Annotated in this window: 22 protein-coding genes; 1 reads left to right on the plus strand and 21 read right to left on the minus strand. The window is 47.5% G+C overall.

What is annotated here, in order from left to right; genetic code table 11:
* Positions 1-39 precede the first annotated feature (39 nt).
* Positions 40-597, minus strand: coding sequence for an NADH peroxidase (locus H1A11_RS03720; RefSeq protein WP_005826622.1), 558 nt, complete (start codon positions 595-597; stop codon positions 40-42).
* A 13-nt stretch (positions 598-610) separates the two neighbouring features.
* Positions 611-1048: a Fur family transcriptional regulator gene (locus tag H1A11_RS03725; RefSeq protein ID WP_117965455.1), complete on the minus strand. Its 438-nt coding sequence runs from the start codon at positions 1046-1048 to the stop codon at positions 611-613.
* 296 nt (positions 1049-1344) lie between these two features.
* On the opposite strand from H1A11_RS03725, the gene H1A11_RS03730 reads away from it, so the two are divergent.
* On the plus strand, positions 1345-3270 hold the full coding sequence (locus tag H1A11_RS03730) for an NAD(+) synthase (protein ID WP_174646133.1): 1926 nt from the start codon (positions 1345-1347) through the stop codon (positions 3268-3270).
* Positions 3271-3543: 273 nt separating this feature from the next.
* Here the strand turns inward: H1A11_RS03730 and H1A11_RS03735 are convergent, their stop codons facing one another.
* The 19 genes from H1A11_RS03735 to H1A11_RS03825 form a co-directional block, all read right to left on the minus strand.
* On the minus strand, positions 3544-4374 hold the full coding sequence (locus tag H1A11_RS03735) for a transporter substrate-binding domain-containing protein (protein WP_174646132.1): 831 nt from the start codon (positions 4372-4374) through the stop codon (positions 3544-3546).
* Positions 4375-4385: 11 nt separating this feature from the next.
* Complete coding sequence (locus tag H1A11_RS03740; RefSeq protein ID WP_117878056.1) at positions 4386-6596, minus strand: putative porin; 2211 nt, start codon at positions 6594-6596, stop codon at positions 4386-4388.
* A gap of 253 nt (positions 6597-6849) precedes the next feature.
* Complete coding sequence (locus tag H1A11_RS03745; protein ID WP_005826606.1) at positions 6850-7395, minus strand: 2-oxoacid:acceptor oxidoreductase family protein; 546 nt, start codon at positions 7393-7395, stop codon at positions 6850-6852.
* A 22-nt stretch (positions 7396-7417) separates the two neighbouring features.
* On the minus strand, positions 7418-8179 hold the full coding sequence (locus tag H1A11_RS03750) for a thiamine pyrophosphate-dependent enzyme (protein WP_005826605.1): 762 nt from the start codon (positions 8177-8179) through the stop codon (positions 7418-7420).
* Between the two features lie 11 nt (positions 8180-8190).
* Positions 8191-8364, minus strand: a complete 174-nt coding sequence (locus H1A11_RS03755) for a hypothetical protein (protein ID WP_005826603.1) — start codon at positions 8362-8364, stop codon at positions 8191-8193.
* Entirely contained in the window at positions 8361-9446 is a 1086-nt protein-coding gene (locus tag H1A11_RS03760) for a 3-methyl-2-oxobutanoate dehydrogenase subunit VorB (protein WP_005826601.1), read from the minus strand. The genes H1A11_RS03755 and H1A11_RS03760 overlap by 4 nt, the downstream gene beginning before the upstream one ends.
* A 19-nt stretch (positions 9447-9465) precedes the next feature.
* Positions 9466-9693, minus strand: a complete 228-nt coding sequence (locus H1A11_RS03765; protein WP_005826600.1) for a ferredoxin family protein — start codon at positions 9691-9693, stop codon at positions 9466-9468.
* A 16-nt stretch (positions 9694-9709) separates the two neighbouring features.
* Positions 9710-9985, minus strand: coding sequence for a tetratricopeptide repeat protein (locus H1A11_RS03770; RefSeq protein WP_005826598.1), 276 nt, complete (start codon positions 9983-9985; stop codon positions 9710-9712).
* 175 nt (positions 9986-10160) lie between these two features.
* Complete coding sequence (gene rpiB, locus H1A11_RS03775) at positions 10161-10598, minus strand: ribose 5-phosphate isomerase B (protein WP_117600925.1); 438 nt, start codon at positions 10596-10598, stop codon at positions 10161-10163.
* A 90-nt stretch (positions 10599-10688) separates the two neighbouring features.
* Positions 10689-12698, minus strand: a complete 2010-nt coding sequence (locus H1A11_RS03780) for a transketolase (RefSeq protein ID WP_181757742.1) — start codon at positions 12696-12698, stop codon at positions 10689-10691.
* A 190-nt stretch (positions 12699-12888) separates the two neighbouring features.
* On the minus strand, positions 12889-14433 hold the full coding sequence (locus H1A11_RS03785) for an alpha-N-arabinofuranosidase (protein WP_181757743.1): 1545 nt from the start codon (positions 14431-14433) through the stop codon (positions 12889-12891).
* Positions 14434-14456: 23 nt separating this feature from the next.
* Positions 14457-16055 (minus strand): xylulokinase, encoded by a 1599-nt coding sequence (locus tag H1A11_RS03790; protein WP_119961967.1) that lies wholly within the window; start codon positions 16053-16055, stop codon positions 14457-14459.
* A gap of 110 nt (positions 16056-16165) precedes the next feature.
* Positions 16166-17674 carry an L-arabinose isomerase gene (gene araA, locus H1A11_RS03795; protein WP_117965442.1) on the minus strand — a complete coding sequence of 503 codons (1509 nt, stop codon included), beginning with the start codon at positions 17672-17674 and terminating at the stop codon, positions 16166-16168.
* Between the two features lie 38 nt (positions 17675-17712).
* Positions 17713-18399, minus strand: a complete 687-nt coding sequence (locus H1A11_RS03800; protein WP_005826585.1) for an L-ribulose-5-phosphate 4-epimerase — start codon at positions 18397-18399, stop codon at positions 17713-17715.
* Positions 18400-18441: 42 nt separating this feature from the next.
* The gene (locus H1A11_RS03805; protein ID WP_117600921.1) at positions 18442-19119 is read right to left on the minus strand and encodes an NUDIX domain-containing protein; all 678 of its coding nucleotides are present in this window, start codon (positions 19117-19119) and stop codon (positions 18442-18444) included.
* A gap of 59 nt (positions 19120-19178) precedes the next feature.
* Positions 19179-20873: a sodium:solute symporter gene (locus tag H1A11_RS03810; protein ID WP_119961965.1), complete on the minus strand. Its 1695-nt coding sequence runs from the start codon at positions 20871-20873 to the stop codon at positions 19179-19181.
* 27 nt (positions 20874-20900) lie between these two features.
* Positions 20901-22040 (minus strand): aldose epimerase family protein, encoded by a 1140-nt coding sequence (locus tag H1A11_RS03815; protein WP_181757744.1) that lies wholly within the window; start codon positions 22038-22040, stop codon positions 20901-20903.
* 266 nt (positions 22041-22306) lie between these two features.
* Entirely contained in the window at positions 22307-23461 is a 1155-nt protein-coding gene (galK, locus tag H1A11_RS03820; RefSeq protein WP_117600918.1) for a galactokinase, read from the minus strand.
* A gap of 49 nt (positions 23462-23510) precedes the next feature.
* Positions 23511-24821 (minus strand): sugar MFS transporter, encoded by a 1311-nt coding sequence (locus H1A11_RS03825; RefSeq protein WP_005826573.1) that lies wholly within the window; start codon positions 24819-24821, stop codon positions 23511-23513.
* Between the last annotated feature and the right edge of the window lie 40 nt (positions 24822-24861).

A 24861-nucleotide genomic window follows, 5' to 3' on the forward strand; every position in this document is an offset into this window, starting at 1 on the left:
AGCAGTCCCTTTTCATCACATTACTATAAAAGTATCGGATTATTTCTTGAAATAGCGGTTGTACAGACCTTCGAAACCTTTACCATGACGAGCCTCGTCCTTAGCCATTTCGTGAACGGTATCATGGATAGCGTCGAGGTTCAAAGCCTTAGCGCGAGTGGCGATACGCTTCTTGTCTTCGCAAGCACCAGATTCAGCGTTCATTCTTTTCTCGAGGTTTGTCTTGGTATCCCATACACAGTCACCCAGCAGTTCGGCAAACTTGGAAGCGTGTTCTGCTTCTTCCCAAGCGTAACGCTTGAAAGCTTCTGCAACTTCGGGATAACCTTCACGGTCTGCCTGGCGGCTCATTGCCAAATACATACCAACTTCTGTACATTCGCCCATGAAGTGGTTGTTCAGGTCCTTAATCATTTCGTCATCGCAACCTTTGGCTACACCGATTACGTGTTCGTCGGCAAATACCAAGGGGCCGTCAGCTGTTGCTTCTTCAACTTCTACGAACTTGCTTGCAGGAGCTTTACACAATGGGCACTTTTCGGGAGCTGCATCTCCTTCGTATACGTAACCGCATACAGTACATCTAAACTTTTTCATTTTCTCTCAGATTTTAATTAGTTGAATTAGTTATTCTTAAATGTTCTTTTTCCATGCAATGTTTACAGATTCCTTTGTAATAGTAGTGAATTTCCTGTACATCATGTCCGTCCATATCCATGTCGACTACCTTCTTGATGCTATTATTGCACATCAAGTCATAAATCTTTCCACAACGTTTACACAAAAAGTGACCGTGCGGACTGGTATCGGCGTCATAACACGTATTGCGCTCGTCAATGGTCAGAGTCAGTGCGGCACCTTGCTCGCTTAGTAGTTTCAAGGTATTGTATACCGTTGTCTTCGACAGTGTCGGTATGGAGGGAGACAATGCCGTATATATTTCATCCACCGTGGGATGCGTACGATGCTCCATCAGGTAGTTCATAATGGCTATGCGCTGCACTGAAGGCTTAATGTTATGATTCTGCAATCGTTTTACTACATCCATGCCAACTTGATATTCAAACTTGTAATTATTACATTTTTAATTCTTTTGCAAAGGTAAGAAGTTCCTATAATTCTCCAAAAGATTTCCGGAAAATTTTTAGTTGCGGTCATTAAAATTGTTTATATGTGTTCCTCTTCTTGTAGGTAGGTTGCCGTATTTTTGTCATAAAAGCGAAGATAGGATGCACCCGGCTTTAGTCAGTTTCTCGTGCCGATATAGAGAAAACGTTTTTCTCTTATCTCTCTTAATCAGAATTTTGCCGTATCTTTGCATCGAATAAATAATATAACATCCTTATGAATTACGGATATGTAAAAGTAGCGGCGGCTGTGCCCCGTGTCAAGGTGGCTGACTGTAAGTTCAATGCCTCAGAGATTGAAAAAGAGATTATTATAGCCGACGGGAAAGGTGTGCAAATCATAGCTTTTCCGGAGTTATGCATTACCGGATATACCTGTGGCGACCTCTTTGCCCAGCAACTTCTGCTCGAAGAGGCGGAAATGGGGCTGATACAGATTCTGAACAATACGCGCCAGATGGATATTATTTCGATATTGGGCATGCCCGTTGCACTGAACGGTGTGTTGCTGAATGCGGCGGTTGTCATTCAGAAGGGGAAAGTGCTGGGCATTGTTCCGAAGACTTATCTTCCCAATTATAAGGAATTTTATGAGAAACGTTGGTTTACTTCCGCTTGTGATGTGGCGGAAAACAGTGTGCGCCTTTGCGGGCAGATTGTTCCGATGGGGAGAAACCTGCTGTTCGAAACAGCGGATACCACTTTCGGAGTGGAGATATGCGAGGATTTGTGGGCGCCCATACCGCCTAGCTCGACGCTGGCACTGCAAGGTGCGGAAATCTTGTTCAATCTTTCGGCTGACAATGAAGGCATTGGCAAGCACAATTATTTGCGCTCGCTCATCAGCCAGCAGTCAGCACGTTGCATTGCCGGTTATGTGTTCAGCTCATGCGGTTTCGGAGAATCCACTACGGATGTGGTGTTTGCCGGTAACGGGTTGATTTATGAGAACGGGACTCTGCTGGCGGCAAACGAACGTTTTTCTTTCGACGGGCAGGTGGTTGTCAGCGAAATTGACGTGGAACACTTGCGCATGGAGCGCCGGGTGAATACGACTTTTGCCGCCTGCCATGCAAATTGTGCTTCGGAGCTTCCGGTACGAATCTCTACGGAGTATGTCAACAGCAAGGATTTGAATCTGACGCGTACTTTTGAACCGCATCCGTTTGTCCCACAGGGGGCGGCGCTGGACGAGCGTTGTGAAGAGATATTTTCCATTCAGGTGTCCGGACTGGCGCAGCGGCTGGTGCATACCAAGGCGAAGAGTGCCGTTATCGGCATCTCGGGCGGACTGGACTCTACGCTGGCGTTGCTGGTTTGCGTAAAGACTTTCGATAAGTTGGGATGGTCCCGCCAGGGCATCATCGGCATCACTATGCCGGGCTTCGGGACGACCGACCGCACTCATACGAATGCCATTGACTTGATGAATTCCCTCGGTGTGACCGTCCGCGAAGTCAGTATCAAGGAGGCCTGCGTACAGCATTTCAAGGATATAGACCATGACATCCATGTGCACGACGTGGTTTACGAGAACGCGCAGGCACGGGAGCGTACCCAAATCCTGATGGATATTGCCAACCAGACCTGGGGAATGGTTGTCGGTACGGGCGACCTTTCGGAACTTGCTTTAGGATGGGCCACTTACAACGGCGATCACATGTCGATGTACGGTGTGAATGCCAGCGTCCCCAAGACTCTGGTGAAGCACTTGGTGAAATGGGTGGCGGAGCATGATATGGACGATGCTTCACGTGCTACCTTACTCGACATTGTGGATACTCCCATCAGCCCGGAACTGATTCCGGCAGATGAGAACGGTAATATCCAGCAGATTACCGAGGACTTGGTGGGTCCGTATGAGCTTCACGACTTCTTCCTTTATTACTTCCTGCGTTGCGGTTTCCGTCCTTCCAAGATATTTTTCCTGGCAGCACGCACATTCAAGGGGATGTATGATGAAGAAACCATCAAAAAATGGTTGCAGACTTTCTGCCGTCGTTTCTTCAACCAGCAGTTCAAGCGCTCCTGCTTGCCGGATGGTCCGAAGGTGGGCAGTATCTCTCTGAGCCCGCGCGGCGATTGGAGAATGCCGAGCGATGCTTCGTCGGAGATGTGGCTAAGGGAGGTGGAAGGACTCTAATTCTTTACTTCGGGTATGCCGTAATATCGATATGGGTATTTGATGACTGCATCTTGTTTGCATTCTTGCTGCATGTGTTTTGCAGTGCGACTGCAAACGTGTTGCAGTATCACTGCATAACTGTTGCAGTCGTACTGCATATCGGTGTGCAGCGCCACTGCAACGGCTTTGCAGTATCACTGCAAAATGTATGCAGAATTTTGCAGTAATAAGCTGTTGATTAATAAGTAGTTGTAAAAGTAGGGATATGCTGCGTGTATGGAAAAGTGCAGCTTAGTTTCGTTTCCCGTAGTATCGTTTGTAGATTTTCTTGTATTCCTTTCCCTTTTTGAAACTATCCAGCCATGTGTTGAGGCTGTCCAGCAGGATAGGGGACTGTTTGCTTACCCCCCAGGAATAGAATTGCGTGAAGCTGATGGCGGTATTGATGTCTATTTGAGGAATACTGTCGGCTGCGGTACGGGCAATGCTTTCGTCGCATACGGCATAGTCGATGTCTCCGTGGGCTACCAAGGCAATCAGTTGTTCGGGACCGTACTTTTCTATCTCCTCAACGTAGATGGTGTCGCCTATTTCATTTCCCAGGTTGCGGATGCGTAGTATGGAAGGGGAGCCTTTCACTACGTGCAGTGTCTTGCCCGCCAGGTCCAGTTGGCTTTTGATGAACAGTGATGAGTCGGGAACATTCTCGAGCTTGCGCTGCACCAGCACTTGCTTGTTCAATACGATGGGGGTGGTAAGCAGTAAGGAGTCTTTCAGCTCGCTGGTGGCAAGGATGCCGTAGGCAATCACGTCATATTTCCCATCGGCCAGGCCTTCCAGCCGCTTGTTGAAGCTCATTTCCGGTGATATGGCAGCCTGCAGTCCGTGGTCGCGTGCAAAAGCTTCTATCAGCTCGTAGTGGAAACCGGACAAGGTGTCATCATCCACATAGAAGCTGATGGAGTTGTATTCCGTCGAAGCATGTATGATGCCTTCGGCAGCTATTTCGGCATAGTCGCGCGGATGACCTTTCGGCTTTTCTTCTTTCTTGATGAGATAGTGGGCTATGAGAGCCGCTGTAATCCCCAGAAATGCGTATTTGAGCAGTCTGCTTTTCGTCATACGCCCATCTGTTAGTCATAGAAGTTCCATGAGACACCAATCTTGAACAGGCGCGGATTGATGGGGTAGTGCGGCACCAGGAAGGAATTGGCACTTCCCATACCTGCGTTGACATGATACATCATGGCAAAGATACGCGTCCGCTTCAAGTGCAGGTTGGCATATACGTTTACGATGGGGTAACCGCCTATTTCCACCAAGTCGTCCGTAGGTTGCAGATGGAATTGCTGGACGCCGGGTGCATAGGCGGGTGCGTTGTACTTGGTGAAGTAACGGACATCGGCACCCAACTGAACGGTCAGCACCTTCTTGGCGAGTTTGGCCAGTATGTAGAAGTTATGGTAGAGCGAGAGTTGGGGCAATGGAAGTACTGTTTCATTGCTCGTCTTCTGCCAGGTCACTTCGTTGTCCAGGTGGAAGATACCGAGGCGGAAGTCTTGTTTCAGCGTAGCAGACAGCACTTGTATGTTGCCTCCGTTCTGTTCGGGCAGGGCGCTTTGGTTGAAGTAGGTGTAGTTCTTGATATTCTCTACACCGGCACGGAGATTGGTTCCCCAACGAGAAATGTTCAGTTCGCCTTCCACACGCGTGCGGAATTCTTTGTCCATGTTGTCATTGTCCCAGTTGTAGTGGTTGGAGTGATAATGGCGCATATAGAAGGAAGGAAGCGTGTTGCTCACATAACCGCGGGCGTAGAAGTTCACCGTATCTTTCCATAGACGGAAGTTCAGGTCCAGATTGGCGTTGACACGGAACTGCCCGATGGCTTTGTCTACCAAGCCCACTTCACCGTTTACGTTGTAGTGTAGCAGTTTGCCTTCGCGCTTGGCGAGTTCGCCACCCAGAAAGATTTCCTGCTCGGTGTAGCGGATGCGGCGCATGTCGGTAAGCGTGTCCGTGTTCATCAGGTCGTACCGGCTAAACTTGTGGGAGATATAAGCCGTAAGTCCGGCTTTGGCATATTTGTTGAAGCCCTCCAGCAAGGCTATTCCGAACACGTTCTTTACACTGAATGCAGTGGTAGAGTCGTTACTGTAATTCTTGTAAAGTTTGTAGTCTTCCGGGAAGAATCCTTCGGGCTCGCTTCCCGAACGGAATTGGTGCCGCGACCGTTCTACTTTCAGGGTATGGATAAAGCTGGTGACGGGGACGAACTCTTCTTCGAAAAGTGAGTCGTTGTCTGCGGTAGAAACAGACGGCAAGCTGTCATTGACGGCTGCAAGTGTGCCGACCGATTTTGATGCTATGCTGTCGTTTGGCAATGCTATGTCGTTGTTCGAAGCGGATATTTTGGCTTCGGAGGACGGGGAGGAAGAAGCTTGGGGTGCGGATTCCGTCGGTTTGCCTTCCTGTGTGCTCCGTACTTTCCGCGTAAAACCAAGACGATAGCGCTGTGTCAGATAGATATAAAAATCCTTGTTGCGGTTGGAACTCCGTTCCAATTTGACCGGTATAGTGGTGGATTCATACTCTTTCTTTCCTCCAGACATGTTTTCGGGACGGGTGATATATTGGTCGTCTGCAATACCGCCGTTTTCGTTCATTTTCAGGAAGAAATTGTTGTAGACTGCTTGTACCTGATATTTTTCACCGATATAGCTACCGAACAGACCTGCATTGAAGTGCGAGGTGGACTGGTTCTGGTAATAACCGCGCCCGTACAGATAGTCGATGTTAAAGCCAAATGCCAGCTGTTTGTTGACGTTGACGGAGAAGTAGGACTTGAAGCGTTCTTCACCGTTCACTTTGTTGCCGGCCTTGTAGTAGGTAAGATTGGTGTAAGGCACGTTGCTGTTAGTGAAAAGCACCTGGTCGGGACGTATGAAAAAACTCGAAAAGGGAGCCATGAAGATGGTGGGTTCGCTTTCCTCTCGTTCGAAGAACAGACGTGAGAGGCGTGGAGAACCTAAATTCCCCAAGTAATTGTAGTGGCCGAACATTCCTTCCACCAGATTGGTGCTCTGGAAGTTGAGGCTGGCTGTATCGGCAGGTATGATGGTACGGTTGCCTAGTGTCTCACTTAGTTTCCACATGTAAAGCTTTGGCGGAAGACTTTGAATCTCAGTATTGGTACTGTCTTCCAGATTGTCCGGCTGGGTATTCGGGTCAATCTGGTTACCGAACCGGTCGCGATTGTTCATTGGGTTTAAGGTGTTTTGCGCCATAGCCCCCCATATCCCTATAACGGACAGAAATATATATGTCAGTACAATTCGTCTCATAATTAGGCGCAAAGATACAATAAAAAATTATTTGCTTACTGAATTCAGCCTTTTTTGCTTCTTTTAAAATGTCTTGTTTTCTGTTTTGCCCTATACTGCTTCCGGTTCTCTGCCCTTGAATTCATGCTTTGGGGGCTTGAAATGAAATAAGCCCTTGCAATAAATCAATATCACAAGGGCTTATCCGTTTTCCTTTATCTCTTATTCTGGCGTAAAGTTCCTCCTCTTATGGGGAGTGGCTTTACATAGCCTTTCATTTCATTTCCTGAATAAGTTCCATTCCTTTCTTGATAGCTTCTTCGTTCATCGGTATCAAGTGGTGGTGGCGTTCGGGCAGTGTCTTCTTCAATCCTCTGAGTACACTGTCCAGTGTAACCATCGGCTTGATTTTCAATAATCCACCCAATACAATCATGTTGAATGCCTTGGCGTTGTTCATTTCATTGGCGGCATCCATGGCGTTGATGCGGTAAACGTGGATGTCCTTACGCGTCGGCGGGTTGATGATGCCGTAACCGTCGTAGATAAGTACGCCTCCGGGTTTTACCTTGCTTTCGAATTTCTCCAATGACGGCTGGTTCAGGATGATGGCGGCATCGTACTTGCTTAAGATGGGTGAGGATATTTTCTCGTCACTTACGATGACTGTTACGTTGGCTGTACCACCACGTTGTTCCGGTCCGTAAGCCGGCATCCAAGTCACCTCTTTGCCTTCCATCAATCCGGAATATGCCAAAATCTTTCCCATGGACAATACACCTTGTCCACCGAAGCCTGCTATAATGATTTCTTCTTTCATTGTTCTTCTGTCTTTAGCATGATTATTTATCTTTCAGGTCGCCCAGCGGATAGAAGGGGAACATGTTCTCTACCATCCATTCATTGGATTTCGCAGGAGACATCTTCCAGCCGGAGTTACAGGTGGAAACGATTTCCACAAGGTTGGAACCTTTGCCTGCCATAGAGTTCTCGAATGCTTTGCGGATAGCCTTTTTCGCTTTGCGGATGGCGGGAACGGACTGTACGCTTTGGCGTGTCACGTAAGCGGTTCCTTCCAATTGTGCAGCAATATCGGCCATCTTCAGCGGATAGCCGTGCAGATGCACGTCACGTCCGTAAGGGCTGGTCGATGTCTTCATGCCTACAAGGGTAGTGGGAGCCATTTGTCCCCCGGTCATACCATAGATGGCATTGTTGATGAAGATGATGGTGATGTTTTCGCCGCGGTTCAAGGCGTGGATGGTTTCGGCAGTACCGATACAAGCCAGGTCGCCGTCTCCTTGGTAAGTGAACACCAGGCGGTCTGGCCAAAGGCGCTTGATGGCAGTGGCAAGTGCGGGCGCACGTCCATGGGCGGCTTCCTGCCAGTCGATGTCTATATAATTATAGATGAACACGGCACATCCCACGGGGGAGATGCCTATTGCTTTGTCTTCCAGTCCCATTTCTTCGATAACTTCGGCTACGAGTTTATGAACTACGCCGTGACTGCATCCCGGGCAGTAGTGCATGGGATTGTCGTTCATCAGAGTCGGTTTCTTGGCAACCAGATTCTCGGGCTTTATAATATCTTCTTTTGTCATAATCACTTCTCCTATCTGTTGGTGAACCGTATGAAAAACTCCATCAACTTGACGAATATCGCCGCGCCGCAGACGTAGATGAACAGCTTGAAGTCATCTTTTGCAGCAAAATATATAATGATAGCTGCCAGGGCAAGTACCATGAAGAGAATGTTCAGTACGTTTCTTATTTTATCAGGATTCATTTCTTAATCAGTTTTTCTTTCAATGCATCTACTATCTCATCCGGATCGGGAACAATGCCGCCGAGGCGTCCGAAATGTTCCACTTTCACTTTACCGTTCACGGCAAGGCGGACATCTTCCACCATCTGTCCGGCATTCAATTCTGTAACGAGCATACCTTTCACCTTGTCGGCATACGCGGCAATGACTTTGGTCGGGAACGGCCACAACGTGATGGGGCGGAGCATACCTACCTTTATTCCTTCTTCGCGTGCCAGCTCCATTGCTTTCTGTCCGATGCGTGCCATAGAGCCGAAGGCTACAATCAGGTAGTCGGCATCATCGCAATGAATTTCCTCGAAGCGAACCTCATTCTCTTCTATCTGCTTGTATTTGGCCTGGAAACGGATGTTGTTCTTTTCCATTTCTTCCGGTTTCAGTTCCAATGAGGTGATGACGTTGGGTTTGCGGCCATTGGTTCTGCCGGTAGTGGCCCATGGGCATTGTTCGATGACTTCCGCATCGGTGCGGCGTGGCTTTTGTACCGGGAGCACCACTTTTTCCATCATCTGGCCGATGACACCGTCGGCAAGGATGATTGCCGGATTACGGTATTTGAAGGCAAGTTCGAATGCCAGTCCTACGAAATCTGCCATTTCTTGTACGGAAGCCGGAGCAAGGGCAATCAGACGATAGTCACCGTGGCCGCCTCCTTTTACTGTCTGGAAATAGTCGGCCTGGCTCGGTTGGATGGTTCCCAGACCGGGACCGCCGCGCATAACGTTTACAATCAAGCAAGGCAGCTCGGCACCTGCCAGATAAGAGATACCTTCCTGCTTTAGGCTGACACCGGGGCTGGAGGAGGAGGTCATGACCATTTTACCACTTCCGGCACCGCCGTACACCATATTGATAGCTGCCACTTCACTTTCTGCCTGAAGAACCACCATGCCGGTCGTCTCCCAGGGTTTCAGTTCGGCAAGAGTTTCCAATACCTCCGATTGCGGAGTAATGGGATATCCGAAGTAACCGTCTGCACCGCAACGGATGGCTGCGTGGGCGATGGCTTCGTTTCCTTTCATTAATACAACTTCTTCTGCCATATTCTACTGATTTACAGATTTATTCTACTTTTATTTTATATACTGAGATACATCCGTCCGGACATACTGTGGCGCACGAGGCGCAGCCGTTACAAGTATCTTCCAATATTTGGTGGGCATAGTTATACCCTTTCACATTCACCTCCTTGGTGAGGGCTATTACGTTGAGCGGACACGCTACCACACACAAGTTGCAGCCTTTGCAACGTTCGGTGTCTACTACGATTGCTCCTTTGATTTTTGCCATAATTTACGTTCTTTATTTATTGATTGTACATATCCTTGTTGTAGAAGTTCAGGATGTCCATAGCCATTTGATAGGCATGTTGTGCCGGGCTTTCGGGGTTCAGGTCGATGGCATACTGATAGTTGTTCAGTGCTTGTTGCCAGTTGCCTTGTTTCCGATAGGCATTTCCCCGCAGGTAGTAAGCTTCGTCTTTGCCGGGAAAGTCTGTTTGCAGTATTTCGTCAAGCTGCTGGATGGCTTGCTCTACATTTCCCTGGTTGATAAGCTCTTTTATGGTATTCAGTCGTTCCATATCTAAAAAATATCCGGGTTATCGAACCACAAAGATAGTTTTTATTTGAAGATAATGAGCATCTTCATTGTGAAAAATAAGAAAAAGGGGCAAATAAAAAGCCCGAAGTTTCTCACGATTCTATCAGAATGTCAGAACTTCGGGCAGATATCATAAAGAATATGGTTCTACTGCTTTACAAGTGTACCGGTATCTTGTCCACTCTTCGTTGGTGGCGTCCGCCTTCGAATGGTGTACTGAAGAATTCCTTCATAATCATGTCGGCTTCTTCGGTACTGATGAATCGCCCTGGCATGACGAGTACATTGGCATCGTTGTGCTGGCGTGCCAAATGGGCTATTTCTGCCGTCCAGCAGAGAGCGGCGCGGATACCCTGATGCTTGTTCAGCGTCATACTGATACCTTCACCGCTTCCGCAGATGGCAATTCCCGGATAGCACTCTCCGGCTTCAACGGCCAGTGCCAACGGATGTGCAAAGTCGGGATAGTCGCAACTCTCGGTTGAGTAGGTCCCGAAGTCCTTGTAAGCCCAGCCTTTGGCTTCCAACCAGCCGCGGACATATTCCTTCAATTCGAAGCCTGCATGGTCGGAACAGATTCCTATTGTTTTCATGATGGTCAGTTAATATACCGATGTGCCAATGTGCTGATGCCTGCAGTTGTGGGGCGCGGGCAATCAGCACATCAGCACATCGGATAATGATTATAACATTGCTTTTACTTGTTTGTAAACGTTCTCTGCGGTGAAACCGAGCTTTTCGTCCAGCACTTTATAAGGTGCCGAGAATCCGAATGATTCCAATCCCCATACTTTACCGCGGGGACCTACCAGCCCTTGCAGTGTGACGGGCAGACCGGCTGTCAGGCCGAATACCTTGGCACCACACGGGATAATGCCTTCCTGATATCCCGGAGCTTGGCTACGGAACAGGCCTTCGGAAGGGACGGACACGATACGCACCTTGATGCCATCCTTGCGCAGCAATTCAGCGCCGGCTACCAATGTGGCAACTTCCGAGCCTGAAGCAACGAGGATTACATTCGGATTTTCATCGGAGCCGGCTACGATATAAGCGCCTTTGGCAGCTTGTTCGTAATCGTTGCCTTCGGGCAGGTTGGCGATGTTCTGGCGGGAGAAAATCAAACCGGTTGGGGTTTTGGTATTTTCCATTGCCAGCTTCCATGCTACAGTTGTTTCTTCTGCATCTGCCGGGCGGAGCACCAACATGGAATTGTGTCCCTTGTGGTTTTTCAGCTTTTCCATCAGGCGGATTTGAGCTTCCTGTTCTACCGGTTCGTGGGTAGGCCCGTCTTCACCTACACGGAAGGCATCGTGCGTCCAGATGAACTTCACGGGAACTTCCATCAGGGCTGCCATACGTATGGCAGGTTTCATGTAGTCTGAGAATACGAAGAATGTTCCGCAAGCGGGGATTACACCGCCGTGCAGTGCCATACCGATACAGCAGCAAGCCATAGTCAGCTCGGCAACACCGGCCTGGAAGAATGCACCGCTGAAGTCACCTTTCTTGAAGGCATGTGTTTTCTTGAGGAATCCGTCTGTCTTGTCGGAATTGGAAAGGTCGGCAGAAGCAACAATCATATTTTCTACTTGAGTGGCGAGAGCACCGAGTACAGTGGCGGATGCTGCGCGGGTGGCAACGCCTGCTTTCTGTTCGATGGCGGCCCAATTCACTTCGGGAGTCTTGCCGGAGAAGAACATTTCCAGTTTGGCAGCCTTTTCCGGATTGGCTTTTGCCCATGCGGCTTTGGCTGCATATTTTTCAGTCATGATTTTCTTCAGCTCAGCTGCACGCTTGGCATATAGTTCGGCCACTTCGGGGAAGATGACAAACGGATTTGTCGGGTCACCACCTAAATTCTTGATGGTGTTTACATAAGCGTCGCCGCCCAGAGGAGCACCGTGTGTGGCACAATCGGCCTCGTAGCTGCTGCCGTCTGCCTTGCGGGCACCTTTACCCATTACGGTATGGCCGATAATCAGCGTCGGACGCTCTTTCTCAGCTTTGGCTTCGTTCAGTGCACCGCGGATGGCATCGGGATCGTTACCATTGATTTTAATGACTTTCCAGCCCCAAGCTTCGTATTTCTTGCCGGTATCTTCGATGGTCACATCCTTTGTTTCGGTAGAAAGCTGAATGTCGTTAGCATCATAGAACATGATGAGATTATCCAACCCTAATGCTCCGGCGATACGGCCTGAGCCTTGGGAGATTTCTTCCTGGATGCCACCGTCCGAGATGTAGGCGTAGATGGTCTGTGGCATCACTTCCTCGAAACGTGCCTTCATGAACTTGGCTGCAATGGCTGCACCGACAGCAAAGGTGTGTCCCTGGCCGAGCGGACCGGAAGTGTTTTCGATGCCGCGCATGATGTCACGTTCGGGATGTCCCGGAGTGGGGCTTCCCCATTGGCGGAACTCTTTCAGTTCGTCCAGCGTGAACTTGCCGGTCAGGGCCAATGTAGAGTAAAGCATCGGTGACATGTGTCCCGGGTCAAGGAAGAAACGGTCACGACCTTCCCAAGCCGGATTTTCAGGGTCATATACCAGGAACTCTGAGAAGAGTACATTTACAAAGTCAGCACCACCCATGGCACCGCCCGGATGCCCGGAGTTGGCTTTCTCAACCATGGATGCAGCAAGGATACGGATATTGTCCGCCGCACGGTTCATAAGTTTGTTGTCGTTCATATTGAATCTAATTAATTTTGAATATTATCAATGGGTTATTGGGGCCTTGTAGGTTTTCCAAGGGCAAAGATAACTCTTTATGCGTAATTCACAACACTCGAAGAGTGTCTTTTTTATCAGTATTACTGCCTTTTTGCTGCTAAAATGATACTAAACGTATTTAGCTGATTTTGTGCGGTGCACGGTAGTTTTACTGTAATTCAATAGTAACGATTGATTTGGCCGGAAGTTTAATCTTGAGAATATCTTTATTAATTTTTACCTCTTTGAACGGAACGGGTTTCACATTGTCGGGATTTTCAAATGAATTGTAGTCCGTCAGATTGGTGGAAGTCAATATTTCACCAACTGCTTTCTTGGCTTTCGTTCCAGACAGATTGATGGTCACTTCCTGTGCATTGTCTGCATCTACGTTGGACATGGAAATGTGTATCTTGCCGTTTTGGTCTTTGGAGGCGGTAGCACTGACCATTGGTATTCTGCGGTTGTCGCGTACATCCATCATGTCGCAGTTCAGCTCAAGAGGAATGTAGGTAGCATCCTGGTGTACATTGTACATTTTGAATACATAATAAGTGGGGGTGAGTACCATGTTTTTTCCGCTGGTCAGAATCATGGATTGCAATACATTGACGATTTGGGCAATGTTTGCCATTTTCAGACGGTCGGTATATTTATGGAAGATGTCGAAACTGAGGGAGGCGACAAAAGCATCACGCAATGTATTCTGCTGGTACAGATGTCCGGGATTGGTACCCGGTTCAGTATCCCACCAGGTTCCCCATTCGTCAAGCATAAGAGCCACGTTCTTTTGAGGGTCGTATTCATCCATAATGGTGCAATGCTTCTTGATGACATCTTCTATTTCGCGGCATTTGCCCAGTGTCCAGTAATAGTCGTCTTTACTGAATCGGGTGGCGGCGCCTTTACTGCCGTTCCATCCGCTGACGGTATAGTAGTGCAAGGAAAGACCGTGCATACGGCCGCCTACGCAGTCCATCAGCACTTTGGTCCAGTTATAGTCGTAGTCGCTGGCACCGCTGGCTATCTTGAAAAGACTATTACCGTCATAGTTGCGGCAGTAGGTGGAATAGCGGCGGTAGAGGTCGGCATAATATTCGGGACGCATGCTTCCACCGCAACCCCAGCTTTCGTTACCCACGCCGAGGTATTTTACTTTCCAGGCTTTGTCGCGACCGTTCTGGCGGCGCAGGCGTGCCATGGGGGAGTCTCCTTCGGAGGTCATGTATTCCACCCATTTGGCAAGTTCTTCTACGGTACCACTGCCTACGTTTCCACTGATATAGGGTTCACATCCCAGCATTTCGCAGAGATTGAGGAACTCATGGGTTCCGAAACTGTTGTCTTCGATAGTGCCTCCCCAGTTGTTGTTCACCATTTTGGGGCGGTTTTCTTTAGGGCCGATACCGTCCATCCAGTGGTATTCATCGGCAAAGCAGCCTCCTGGCCAGCGAAGGACGGGTACACGGAGCTCCTTTAGTGCATTGAATACGTCGGTGCGATAACCGTTGATGTTGGGAATATCGGAGTTTTCACCTACCCAAAGTCCACCATAGATACAAGTTCCCAAATGCTCTGCAAATTGGCCGTAGATTTCTTTGGGAATGATTTGCTCGCTCTGGTCTGTGTGTAAAGTAATAGTGGCACTTTTCTGTGCGAAGAGTGACAACGAGGTGGAGAGAAATATGCTACTGATAAATAACTTTGTGTTCATAGTTTTTTAGTGTTATTAAATACTTAGTTCTTGAATCTTACTGCTGCTTCTTCGATGGGCAAACCAGCTTTATAGCTTTCGATGTAGGTGTTGAATCCGCTTACATCTTCGGCTGTCGGTGAGATTTCAATACCGGCATTTCCGGTGAATACATGCTTGTCCAGGAAGTCGGCAAGGGATTGGTCGTTTCCGTTGTTTGCAAGGTAGGAAGCGAGGAGGGCAATACCCCAGGCACCACCTTCGCCGGCTGTTTCCATAACGGAAATGGGTGAATTGATGGCAGCTGCCAGTATTCTCTGGCCTACTCCTTTGGTTTTGAAGAGTCCTCCGTGACCGGTGATTCTGTCTACTCTGATTTTCTCTTCATTGAAAAGGATGTCGTTGCCGATTTTGAGAACTCCCACTGAAGCATACAGATGGGTGCGCATGAAGTTGGCAAGGTTGAACTTGTCGTTTGCCGAACGTACAAACAGTGGACGTCCGTCTGCCAGTCCCGTTATAGGTTCGCCTGATATGTAGTTGTATGAGATGAGGCCTCCGCAGTCTGCATTGCCTATCAGAGCGTGGTTATAGAGCTTTCCGTAGATTTCGTCCATATCTACGGGGATACCCATCAGTTCCTGGTATTCTTTGAAAATATTGATCCAGGCATTGAGGTCGGAAGTGCAGTTGTTGCAATGCACCATAGCTACGAGGCTTCCGTCGGGGGTGGTTACCATGTCAATCATTTCGTAGGGCTTGGACAATTCTTTCTCCAATACAATCATTGAGAAAGAGGAGGTGCCTGCCGATACGTTTCCAGTGCGCTGCTTTACGGCGTTGGTGGCAACCATGCCGGTTCCAGCGTCACCTTCGGGCGGACAGACGGGAATTCCTGCTTTCAGATGTCCCGATACGTCGAGGCGACTGGCTCCTTCGGGAGTAAGGAAGCCTGCGTTTTCACCGGCCGACAATACCTTCGGCAGAATATCCCGAAGCTTCCAGTCGTATCCTTTCGGAGCAATAAGTCTGTCGAACTTATCCACCATTTCAGAAGAATAGTTTTTGGTGATGGGATCGATAGGGAGCATACCGGAGGCATCTCCTATGCCCAGTACCTTTTGACCGGTTATTTGCCAGTGGACAAAACCTGCAAGGGTGGTCAGGTAATTGATGGATGGAACGTGTTCTTCATTATCCAGGATGGCTTGGTAGAGGTGGGAAATGCTCCAACGCAGAGGGATGTTGTAGGCAAATAGTTCGGATAGGGCTGCGGCAGCCTGGCCGGTATTGGTATTTCTCCAGGTACGAAAGGGTACAAGGATTTCTTCTTTTTCGTTGAATGCCATATAGCCGTGCATCATAGCACTGACACCGATGGCTGCCAGGGTTTCTATCTCTGTATCGTGAAGGCTCTTTACATTAGCACGAAGGTCTGCGTAGCAATCCTGCAACCCATACCAGACAGCTTCGACGCTATATGTCCACAGTCCGTCGACTAACTGATTCTCCCAAGTATGGCTTCCCTGGGCGATGGGTTTGTTTTCCTGGTCAATCAAAACCGCCTTGATTCGTGTGGAACCGAGTTCTATGCCAAGGATGGCCTTACCTGCCTCAATGGTTGATTTTGCATCTAATTTCATGGTATTAATGATAAATTACGGATTTATAGTACGATTATAAACTACGGATTACTGATTGCAAACTACTGGTTACGTTTGTGGTACGCGTAATTAGTAATCCGTAATGATTATCAGCAAAGTGCCTTGTTCAGCATATAGTAGACTTCATTCATGCGCAGTTCTTTTTTGAACTCGCTGATGGTGGTATTTTCATCGATGACCACCATTTCGATGCCGGTCATTTCGGCAAAGTCTTCCCAATATTCCACCGTCAGGTCGTAGGAGAAGCTGGTATGATGTGTACCTCCGGCCAGAATCCAGGCTGCAGCGCCCACCTCGAGGTTGGGCATTGGAATCCACAGTGCGCTGGCAACGGGCAACTTGGGCAGAGGCTTGCTCTTGATGCATTCTACTTTGTTCACAATGAGGCGGAAGCGATTGCCCAGGTCTACGATGGTAGCGGCTACACCTTCACCTTGCTTGCTGGTAAATACCAGGCGGGCTGTTTCGCTGTCGATACCGATGCTCAGACGGTGCACTTCCAGTTTCGGCTTCTGTTCGGCAATCAGTGGACAAACTTCCAACATGTGTGCCTGCAGGATGGCGCTCTTTTCTCCGTCGAAGTTCAGTGTATAGTCTTCGAGGAAGGAGCACCCCTTCGGCATGCCTTGACTCATCACCCAAGTGGTACGGTACAGTGCCGCAGTTTTCCAGTCGCCTTCGGCACCGAAGCCGTAACCTTCCGCCATCAGTCGCTGTGAGGCCAGTCCGGGGATTTGGTCAAAGTCACCCAAATCGTTGAAGTTGGTGGTGAAGCCTTTGGCACCCGTGTCTTTCAGCACGCGACGAATGGCGATTTCGGCCTTGGCGGAGTTCCATACTTTGGTGTAGGCTTCCGTACGTGCGTCTTCCAGTTCGGGAGCGTGGTCGTAGAGCTTGAAGTATTCTGCTACGAGTGCCTTCACGTCCTCGTCGCTGACAGCATTGTAGTATGCCATCACATCATTGATGGGATAGTAGTCCACATGATAGCCCAATACTTGTTCGGCGCTGACCTTGTCACCGTCTGTCACAGCCACGTTGTTCATCTGGTCGCCGAAGCGGATGATGAGCATATCCTGCGCATCAGCCCATGCGGCAGCTACGCGCATCCATGCGGCAATCTGGTTTTGGGCTTTTTCGTCCTGCCAGTGGCCTACTACCACTTTGCGGTTCTTTCGCATGCGTGTCACGATGTGTCCGAACTCGCGGTCGCCGTGAGCCGATTGGTTCAGGTTCATAAAATCCATGTCCATCGTCTCCCAGGGAATTTCCTTGTTGAACTGTGTATGGAAGTGTAGTAATGGCTTCTTCAGTTCCTGCAAACCGTGAATCCACATTTTGGCAGGAGAGAAGGTGTGCATCCAGGTGATGACTCCGATACACTTATCGTCGTTGTTGGCGGCTTTGAAGGTAGCGGTTACTTCTTTGGATGAATTGACCGTACCTTTATATACTACCTTTACGGGCAGTTTCCCGGAATCATTCAGACCTTTCACCATTTCATTACTATGTGCGTCTACTGCGATAACTGCGTCACCTCCGTACAAGAGCTGTGCTCCGGTTACGAACCATACTTCATATTGTTCAAATGCGTTCATACGATTTATTTTTATAGTTTATATTTAAAGAATGATAGTTATTTCTGTCCATAATAAGCGTTAGGACCGTGCTTGCGGCTGAAATGTTTTTCTATCAGCAGCGGATTCATGGTCAGATTGGGGTTCACGGCATAGGCTATACTTGCCATTTTTGCCACCTGTTCCATCACTACGGCATTATGTACCGCCTCGTGTGCGTCTTTTCCCCACGAGAAAGGACCGTGGTTCTTTACCAATACTCCGGGAGTATGTACCGGGTTCAGCCCCTCAAAGCGTTTTACGATAACATTTCCCGTTTCCAGTTCATATGCTCCTTCCACTTCCTCCTTCGTCATGTCTGCTGTGCAGGGTATGGCGTCGTGGAAGTAATCGGCATGTGTAGTCCCGATATTCGGTATGTCACATCCGGCTTGTGCCCAGGCTGTGGCGTAAGTAGAGTGCGTGTGCACCACACCGCCGATTTCGGGGAATGCTTTATAGAGAACCAGGTGGGTCGGCGTGTCTGAAGAGGGCTTTAACCGTCCTTCCACGACCTTGCCGTCAAGATTCACTACCACCATATCCTCTGCCTTCATTTCATCGTAACTCACCCCACTGGGCTTGATAACTACCAGACCGGATTCGCGGTCAATGCCCGATACATTGCCCCATGTGAAGATAACCAATCCGTGCTTCACCAGTTCAAGGTTAGCATGGAATACTTTGTCTTTCAGTGCTTCCAGCATATTATTTAAATTACTAATTACAAGTTGTTGAATATTAGGTTTTCAGAGCTTAAATTTCGGAGCTTTGCGGTATGCCTTCTCATTAAACTGATATAAAGCAGCTCCACGTTTGGACCCCGTTTTGTCTATTTTGTCAGTTTTTTCTATATAGTCCATTTCTGCTATGCGTTTTCGGAAGTTTCGTTTGTCAATGCTCTCGCCGTATATAGCTTCGTATAAGCTTTGCAGTTGTGACAGCGTGAACAGTTTAGGTAGTAGATTAAAGCCGATTGGTTCGGTGGACGCTTTTTGTTGCATCAACTTCCGAGCTTTCTCCACCATTTGCGGATGATCAAAGATTAGCGCTGGCAGTTCATTGATATTTACCCAGAAAGCATTGTGTTGCTGTACGGATTCTTTGTCGTATTCGTTGATGTTGATGAGCGCATAGTAAGCAATGGAGACTACGCGTTCTCCTGGGTCACGATCTATGGCTCCGAAAGCTTGGACTTGTTCCATATATACATCTTCCAGTCCGGTTAGTTCATTCAGGACTCGTTTGGCTGCATCATCCACGCTTTCGTCTTCCTGCACGAATCCACCCATCAGCGACCATTCGCCCATTGCCGGTTCAAAGTTACGCTTCAGCAACAGCAGGTTCAATTCTCCTTCATTGAAACCGAAAATAATGCAGTCGATACTTACATAAAGTTTCGGATTTGAACTATAGTAATTACTCATATCTTAATTTTTGTTTAAGGGGTATGCTGCATGGATATATATCATGGCAACATACCGATTTACCAGAAATACCAATAAAAAGCAGCAGTAATACCCAGGATGATAAGGGTATGAATGATATCCCATTTATTCCAACTCGCACGTGTAGCTGCTTTTTGTTCGGGAGTTGAAGTTCCGAATACCAGCCCTTGAATCTTTTCAGCGCTTGGGGCAGCTGTAAACATGCTGACTGCGATAACCACTACGATGCAGAACAAGAACATCCATCCGCAGAAAAACAGCCAGTTCATATCATAGAACAGATACTTGAAGGTACTGCTTGACACATCTCCTACATTGCTGTAATATACTTTTGCCCCCAGACGGGTTAAACCGATAATCATTCCGGCAATCAGTCCCCACATACCGCCTTGTGCAGAGGTGCGTTTCCAGCAGATCCCCAAGAGGAAGGCTGCGGCAATGCCTGGTGCTAATACAGATTGTACATCTTGTAAGTAGGTGTAAAGGACATCGCCTACACTGCGCATAATGGGAATCCAGAGTATACCCAATATCACAATCGCAACAGTTGCCATCTGTCCAATTCCTACCAGCTTTTTCTCAGAAGTGTTCGGCTTGAAACGTTTGTAGAAGTCAATGGTGAAAAGCATAGCAGATGAGTTGAACAAAGATGCGAGAGAACTCATCAATGCTGCAAGAATACCGCAAACAACCAAACCTTTGACTCCTGCAGGAAGTAATTTTGCTACTAGAGTTGGGAAAGCAGCATCTGCATTGGCATTTCCGTTTGCCAGCATAGGTAGAAAACCTTCTCCCCCGGTTCCGAGATATTTTTGGTGTAATGCGAAAGCAATCATGCCTGGGATAAGGAATAAGAATACGGGCAATAATTTCAGGTAAGCTCCGAAGATGGTACCGCGCCGTGCTTCCTTTTCATTCTTTCCGGAAAGTACGCGTTGCACGATGAACTGGTCTGTACACCAATACCAGAATCCGATAATGGCTGAACCAATCAGTGCACCCAACCAAGGGAAGTTAGGGTCGTTATTACTGCGTATAAGTTCTGTCATTGTGTTGCCATAATCGTTCACTGTGGCTGCACCGCAGATTCTCATCATCTCATCCCAGCCTCCCAATTCTTTGAAGCCGAGTACCAGGATTATCAGTGAACCTAACAGCAAGATGGGGGTCTGCAGGATGGAGGTATAAAGTACCGACTTCATTCCTCCGAAGATTGTGTAGAGCGCAGTCAGTATAACCAGACCGATGGCGGCAATCCAAAAGAAGTCGATCCCCCAAAGTTCTTTTATACCGAATACTTGTTGGAATACCAATCCTCCTGCATAAACCGTCACGGCAACTTTTGTCAGTACATAGCTGATTAAAGATATTACAGACAATATTGTACGTGATTGTGGATTATAGCGGCGTTCTAGGAATTCAGGCATCGTGAATACCATGCTTCGCGAATAGAACGGTACGAATACCCAGCCTAAGATAAGGATCATCCAACCTTGTATTTCCCAATGTGCCATCGCCATACCGCTGGAAGCACCGGCACCGGCTAGTCCGATTAAATGTTCGGAACCGATGTTGGATGCAAAGATAGATGCACCGATAGCAAGCCATGTGGCATCACGACCGCCTAAAAAATAGTCTGCTGAGTCATTCTGTTTCTGTTTGACAACCCAGACAATAATTCCAATTAAAGCCAGGAAAAAGATTCCAATGACTAGCCAATCTAATGTTTCCACGATAATAAATGATTTATAAGGTTACTGTTATTTTTCTACGGAAAATTTGAAGACACATTCACTGTTGTAAATTTGTCCGGGTTCCAGTACGACAGAAGGCCATTGGGCTTTGTTGGGGCTATCCGGATAATGTTGTGTCTCGAGGCATACGGAAGCGCGTTGGTTGTAAGTAATGCCTTTTTTACCTTTTACGGTGCCGTCCAGGAAATTCCCGGTATATACTTGTATGCCTGGCTCATTGGTATAAACTTCCAGAGTGATGCCGCTTATAGGCGATGTCAGTTTAGCTGCCACTTGGGATAGGTCACCTTTAGTATTCAGTACCCAATTATGGTCATATCCGTTTCCGTTCTTTATTTGTTCAAAGTCCGTCCGGTTGATGTCTTGTGCTACACTCTTGGGAGTGGTAAAGTCCATTGGTGTTTCTTTGACGGAGATGATGTCACCCGTTGTCATGAAAGTACTGTCTACCGGAGTATAGTTGTCTGCATTGATGTATAAGATGTGGTCTGTTGCTGCCTTTGAAGGATCACCAGATAAATTGAAGTAAGAATGGTTAGTCATATTGATGATCGTCTTTTGGTCTGTTGTTGCACTGTATTTTATATCAATGGCATTGTCATCCGTTAACTCGAAAAGTACTTTTGCCGTAACGTTGCCCGGGAAATTCTCGTCTCCATCCGGTGAAATGCGGGTAAGCTCCAGAGTTGTGCTGTCAATGGGATTGGCATTGTATACTTGGTACTGCCATCCTTTGGGACCACCGTGCAGGCAATGTCCGAAATTGTTCTGTGCTAACTGTATGGTATCTCCGTCAAGAACGATTTTCCCTTGATTAATCCGGTTGGCGTAGCGGCCGATAGAAGCACCAAAGTCACTTGGAATGTTGATGTAATCGGCAATGCTGTCAAAGCCCAATACTACATCTTGCATAGTTCCGTTTTTGTCGGGCACCATAATGGATACAATACGTCCTCCAAAGTTTGTGATGCATACTTCCATGCCCGCTTTATTCTTCAGCGTATAAAGATGTGTTTGGGCGTCATTGACCGTTGTTTGGAATTTTACTGGATCAAGACCGGACAGCGTAAGCGTTGTTTCTGTCTTTTGATTGCACGCAGCTAGCATCATTGCGGCAATTCCTGCAAGTAGAACATGTCTTTTCATGGTTTTGTATTTAATGTAAATGAGATGATTATCTTCTTTTGGTGTAAAAATAACACTTTTCTTTAGTGTAGGCTGTACACTTTTATATGTTATGCAACATAAGTGTCAAAAACATATCTGTGTCAACTGGCTGTATAGATAGGCACGTCCGGAATAAACTTCTCGGATGATCTTGTTTTTTTAGAGTGGAAAACGGTGGAATAGGGGGGAAGAAAAAGGCGCTTCCCATTGCTGGGAAACGCCTTTTATTTGAATACTGATGTCTGTTATTCTAATCTGCGGGCACCGTCGCTGATGACTACATCATATACTTTCGGGCTTCTGCCGAACTTCTTCTTGAATTCATCTTTTGCTTTTTCGATGAATGTGCTGTACAATTCATCCTTTACCAGATTGATTGTACATCCACCGAATCCACCGCCCATGACACGTGAACCGGTAACTCCACAATCGAATGCAAGGTCATTCAGAAAATCGAGTTCTTCGCAGCTTACTTCGTACAACTTACTCATGCCCTGATGTGTTTCATACATCTTTTGGCCTACAGTTTCATAGTCGCCTTTTTCCAGGGCATCGCAAACGTCAAGTACGCGTTGAATCTCTTCGATGACATATTCTGCACGCATATAGTCTTCTGCGCTGATGTCGGCTTTGGCTTCTTCCAGCATGCCCATGGTAACGTCGCGCAGGAACTCTACGTGTGGATGCTTCTTCTGGACAGCAGCAACAGCGGCTTCGCAGCTTTGACGGCGTTTGTTGTATGCTGAAGATGCAAGTTCGTGTTTCACTACAGAATCTACAAGAACCAGACGATAGCCTTGCGGGTCGAATGGGAAATACTGATATTCCAGTGAACGGCAATCCAGGCGGATGAGGCTTCCTTTCTTTCCGAATACGGAAGCAAATTGGTCCATAATACCACAGTTTACGCCACAATAGTTGTGTTCTGTAGATTGTCCCACTTTTGCCAATTCAAATTTGTCTATTTTGTTGTCACCGAACAAGTCGTTCAAAGCATAGGCATAGGTACTTTCCAAAGCTGCTGAAGAGGACATTCCTGCACCTAGGGGCACATCGCCTGCAAAAGCAGTATTGAAGCCTTTTACATCTACACCGCGTTTCATCATTTCCCGGCACACGCCAAAGATATATCTTGCCCAGCTTGCGCGGGGTGCATCTTCTTCATTCAAACCAAATTCCACATAATCTTTCAGGTCGATGGAATAAGCTTTTACTGTGTTTGTGCCGTTGGGTTTTATTTCTGCAATCATTCCTTTGTCGATTGCTCCGGGGAATACAAAACCACCGTTATAGTCTGTATGCTCACCGATAAGGTTGATGCGACCCGGAGAAGCATAAACAGCTCCCGTTGTTCCGTCAAAGTGCTTGATGAAACGGCTTCTTACGTATTCTATATCCATGATATTTATATTTTATAAGGTGAATAAATAAATTACCTATATTTTCTTGTTAATCAACCTTGATGTCCTTATTAACATTTTTGCAGCCTACCAAACCGTAGAACAACAGATAGCCAAGGGCTGCGATGATAACCCAGTAACTCGGCATGAAACCTGCAATGTCGGCCACCAAACCTTGGATAACGGGCAAGATACCGCCGCCGCATACCAATACCATGAACAGACCGGAAGCGGCTGCCAGATATTTACCCAATCCTTCTACGGCCAGATTAAAGATGCCACCCCACATGATGGAAGTACACAGACCTACCAGTACCAGATACATTGCATTGATAGGTACTTCTGCAAATCCGAAAGAGAGACCTCCCGTAGCGCTTTGTTGGAGTACTGGCAGATTGACAAGCGAACCGGTAGATGAGAAGATGGCAAGGAATACCAAAAGTAAACCTAATGCGGAAGTAAAGGTAAGCATTGCCTTACTGGAGATTTTTGCACCCAATGAAGCACCGGCCAGACGTCCAATCAGCATGAGGAACCAATATGTACCTACAACAAAACCGGAAATAGTGGAAGAAATGCCGGCTCCTCCCTTTTCAATAGGGTCGGTTAAGAACAAATTCAAGGTGCCCGGTACACCAACTTCAACACCTACATATACAAAGATTGCTATAGCTCCCAAAATGAAGTGGCGGAATTTTAAAGCGCCTGACATCAACTTACCGATAGGTTCTGTTGAAGTTGCAGCATTGGGTTCCGGTATGGGCACAATCAGAAGAACGAAGAACGCGATGGCAAATACAGCCATTGCCGTGTACATTACAGGGAATATCTGAGAGATGGTAGCTTTTTCAATGGAACCGGCAATCAGGATACCTACGAACATCGGAGTAATGGTGGCCATTACGGAGTTGAAAGAGCCGCCCACTTGGATAAGCTGGTTTCCTTTGTTACCTTCACCGCCGAGCTTGTTCAGCATCGGGTTGACCACTGTATTAAGCAAACACATGGAGAAACCGGCGATGAAAGCGCCAATCAAATATACGGCAAAAGCCATATCAGGGCTTGAATGACCGGATAAATATTGGATACCTACACCGATAAAGCCTACAGCTACTGCTATCAATGCCGTTTTTTTATACCCTACCCGTTGTAGTAAGATGCCGCTTGGTATTCCCATCACTGCATATGCAATAAAGTTACCAAAGTTACCCAACATTCCTAAAGCGTTGGATACTGAAAACTGATTTTTCAGTACGATTCCCATAGGGGCAGCAAGGTTGGTAACAAATGAAATCATACCAAAAAGGAAGATCATCGTGATAATTGCGATGAGTTTACCATTCTGTTTTTGTTGTGTCATGGTTTTGTAAAATTAATAAGTTTATAAATTGGATTAGTTA

This window comes from Bacteroides sp. CACC 737, from assembly GCF_013874375.1.
Lineage (GTDB): Bacteria > Bacteroidota > Bacteroidia > Bacteroidales > Bacteroidaceae > Bacteroides > Bacteroides uniformis.